General features: G+C 67.0%; 4 protein-coding genes. 1 reads left to right on the plus strand and 3 read right to left on the minus strand.

Going from position 1 to position 3,109, the window contains the following annotated elements; all coding sequences use genetic code 11:
• The coding region (locus AX724_RS24120; RefSeq protein ID WP_066768178.1) for a hypothetical protein at window positions 1-666 on the plus strand (666 nt) is incomplete at its 5' end.
• A gap of 61 nt (window positions 667-727) precedes the next feature.
• Here AX724_RS24120 and AX724_RS16140 read toward each other — a convergent pair.
• Genes AX724_RS16140 through AX724_RS16150 form a run of 3 tightly spaced genes read right to left on the minus strand, consistent with a single transcriptional unit; the run spans window position 728 to window position 3,104 of the window.
• On the minus strand, window positions 728-1,402 hold the full coding sequence (locus tag AX724_RS16140) for a murein L,D-transpeptidase catalytic domain family protein (RefSeq protein WP_066768180.1): 675 nt from the start codon (window positions 1,400-1,402) through the stop codon (window positions 728-730).
• A gap of 52 nt (window positions 1,403-1,454) precedes the next feature.
• Window positions 1,455-1,766: a hypothetical protein gene (locus AX724_RS16145; protein WP_066768182.1), complete on the minus strand. Its 312-nt coding sequence runs from the start codon at window positions 1,764-1,766 to the stop codon at window positions 1,455-1,457.
• A 6-nt stretch (window positions 1,767-1,772) separates the two neighbouring features.
• Window positions 1,773-3,104: a L,D-transpeptidase family protein gene (locus tag AX724_RS16150; protein ID WP_082733562.1), complete on the minus strand. Its 1,332-nt coding sequence runs from the start codon at window positions 3,102-3,104 to the stop codon at window positions 1,773-1,775.
• Window positions 3,105-3,109: the final 5 nt, after the last annotated feature.

Genomic DNA, 3,109 nt, shown 5'->3' on the forward strand with positions numbered 1-3,109 from the left:
CCGCCGCCCGCCGAAGCCCCCGCTGCCGAAGCCGCGCCTGCCGTGCGCGAACTGACCAAGGCGGAAATCGCTGCTTTCAACAAGGCGGTCGATGCTTTCACCGCCGGGCAGGAAGCGCAGAAAAGCGGCGACAATCAGGGCGCGGTCGCCAAATATGACGGCGCGCTTCCCGCCATCCGCACGGCGGTCGAAGCCGATCCGGCATTGATCGACAATGTCGGCTTCCTCGCCAACGTCCTCTATGCCGATGCGTCCGCCTATGCCGCGCTGGGGCAGATGGACAAGGTCGCGGCTCTCTACGAGGAATCGCTGCCGCACTGGCGCAAGGTTCTGGAGGCGAAGCCGCAAGACGCCACCATCCGCAACATCCTGGCAGGCACCCTGGTGCAGGTGGGCAACGGCAAGCTTGCCGTGCAGGATCGGGGCGGCGCGGACCCCTATTATGCCGAAGCGCTCAAGCTCGCGCGCAAGTCGGTGGAGGAAGCGCCCCAGGACAATGTCAGCCGCAACCTGCTGCTGTCCGCCCTGATCGGCGCGGGCCAGACCTCGACCGAGGAAGGGATGCTGGAAGAAGCGTTGACCATGGGCAAGGCGATGATCGCCGACGGCACCATCGACGCCGCCAACCGGCCCACGGTCGAGGCGATGGTCGCCGCCAACGGCTGATCCGGCGATGCGCCAACGTCCCCCCGGCCATATCCGGGGAGCGATTGCGCGTCGGCCGTTTTCAGGCCGTGCCCAGCTTGTCGGCGTAGAGCATCCGCCCCGGGCCCATCATGCCCAGCACTTGTGGCACGATGTGCGGCGCGACCGCGAAGCAGCCCTCGCTGCGCCCGCACTTGCCCCATGCGGCGACATGATCCTCGCTCACATAATCCGCGCCGTGGATGACGATGGCGCGCGCTTCGGCATTGTTGTTCTGCGGGTCGAGTCCGATCAGCCGCATCGAGCGCCCATGCTGGCCGAAATACATGTCGCCCGTCTTGAACGCGCCCTGGCTGCTCGCCAGCGAATTGGGCTCGTTCGAAAAACTGTGGAGCCAGCCGGAATGGGCGGGGTCCGACCCGCGGCCGTGCGACACCAGGTAGGAACTGGTCTGCCCGCCGATCAGGTCGACGATGTGCATGCGCGTATCCTTCGACGGCGCGTCGAAATCGACGATCGCCACCCGGTCGCGCAATTCGAAATGATGGGCATGATTGTCCAGCGCCGCCTTGGCGCGCTCCAACAGCGGCGCGTAGGGCTTTGCGGCCACCGACTTGGGAATGGCGGGCACAGGCGGAACCGGAACCGGGCTGGCGGGTTGTGGCACGGTCGGCAGCGCGGCGCGCCCCATGCTGTCCGACAGAAACGAAAAAGCGAGTCCGCTTAAAGCGAACTTCGTGAAATTGCGGCGATCCATGGCCGCAATATAACAAAGCCGCCGCCCCGATTGAAGACCGGGGCGGGGGGCCTTATTCGCCCTTCGTACTCGATTCGTCCGCGGGCTGGCTCGATTCGCCGCCTTCCGGCAGTCGGGCGGTCATCCCGGTCGCTTCCGCATCATCTTGAATCTGCTGCTGTTCCGACACGGATGGCGGCGGCGCGGGCGGAGTCGCGGCTGCATTGTTCTGCGGTTCGGCGATCGGCGCGTCCGGCTCGTCGATGATGACATTCTCGACCGGCGGCTCGACCATATTGTTGGTCGCGGGCGCCTCTTCCGCCTTCTTGCCGCAGGCGGAAAGGGCCAGCGCGCCGGCCAGGGTCAAAAGGGCGATCTTGCGCATGGGCGTTCAGTCCTTGGATGCGAGGGAAGGGGGCGGGGCGGCGGTCGGGTCGACCCGGCTGCTCGACGCCTCGATCTTCGCCGCGAGCAGCTTGTCCCAGCCATAGGGATCGGAACGGAAGCTGACCACCCCGTCATTATTGGCAAAGGCGGTCCAGTAGAGCAGATAGACGGCGACCTGCTGCGGCAGGGACACGCGCTGCGTCTTGCCCTCGTCGATCAGCGTCTGGATCTGGCCGTTGAGATTGGGGTCGGCGGCGACCATCTTCTCGGCCAGCGCGACGGGCTTCTCCAGGCGGATGCAGCCATGGCTCGCCAGCCGGTCGTAGCTGGAAAATTTTCCGCGCGAAGGCGTATCGTGCAGGTAGACGGCGAAGGGGTTGTCGAAATCGAACTTCAGCCGGCCCAGCGCACTGTTGGGTCCGGCCGGCTGTACGATCCGCTCGCCGCCTTCGGGCGTCTTGATGATCTTGTACCCCTGCCGGATCAGCGTCGCGCGCCCCTTGGGGAACAGTTCGCGCTTCGCGATCGACATCGGCACGTTCCACGGCGGATTGACGACGATCGAATGGATGCTGGACGCCAGCATCGGCGTCGCATTGTCCGGGCTGCCGGTGACGGCGCGCATCGAACTGACCGGCTGGTCGCCCTCGAACACGGTCAGTACGGCGGCGGCGATGTTCACCTGCACCCGGTTGACCGGCAGGCTGCGGGGCATCCAGCGCCACCGCTCCATATTCGCCATGATCGCCGCGATCCGCTCGTCCACGCCGACATTGAGCGCGGCCAGTGTCCGCGCGCCAAGCTGGCCGGTCGGTTCAAGGCCGTAGCGCCGCTGCGCCCGCTGGATGACATCGACCAGATTCTCGTTCTGCGTCACCGTCGGGTCTTCCAGCGCGATGCGCGCGCGCACGACATCGGGCGCGGACGTCGCGGTCAGCGTCGGCCAGCCGCCCCTGTCGCGGATCGCCTCATATTTGGCGAGGCCCCTGCGCAGCGTCTCATAACCCGCCCAGGGCGGGGTCAGGCCGCTTGCCCATTGGGCCAGCCGGTCTTCCGCAACCGCCTTGGCAAGGCCGGGGCGGGGATCGAAGGCGGCCGGGCGCAACGCCCAGATATTGAGGAAATCGGCGGTATCCACCCGGCCGGTGCTGAGCGCTTTCGCCCGGTCCAGCAGCGCCGTCACCAGCGCCTCGCCCTTCAACCGCCCGCTCGCCTTCTGCCGCGCCATCAATCCTTGCGCCGCGCCAGTCTTGAGCCAATCATTGGCCCAGGCTTCCTGCGCCGGCGACAGCGGCGGGACGGGGGCGGGCAGGGGCGCGGGCGGCAATTGCTGCATCGTGG

Source organism: Sphingobium sp. CCH11-B1 (genome assembly GCF_001556865.1).
Classification (GTDB): domain Bacteria; phylum Pseudomonadota; class Alphaproteobacteria; order Sphingomonadales; family Sphingomonadaceae; genus Sphingobium.

Excerpts from the sequence above, each read along its gene's own strand:
- AX724_RS16140 (WP_066768180.1), bottom strand. The coding sequence starts at position 1,402 with ATGGATCGCCGCAATTTCACGAAGTTCGCTTTAAGCGGACTCGCTTTT.
- AX724_RS16145 (WP_066768182.1), bottom strand. The coding sequence starts at position 1,766 with ATGCGCAAGATCGCCCTTTTGACCCTGGCCGGCGCGCTGGCCCTTTCC.
- AX724_RS16150 (WP_082733562.1), bottom strand. The coding sequence starts at position 3,104 with ATGCAGCAATTGCCGCCCGCGCCCCTGCCCGCCCCCGTCCCGCCGCTG.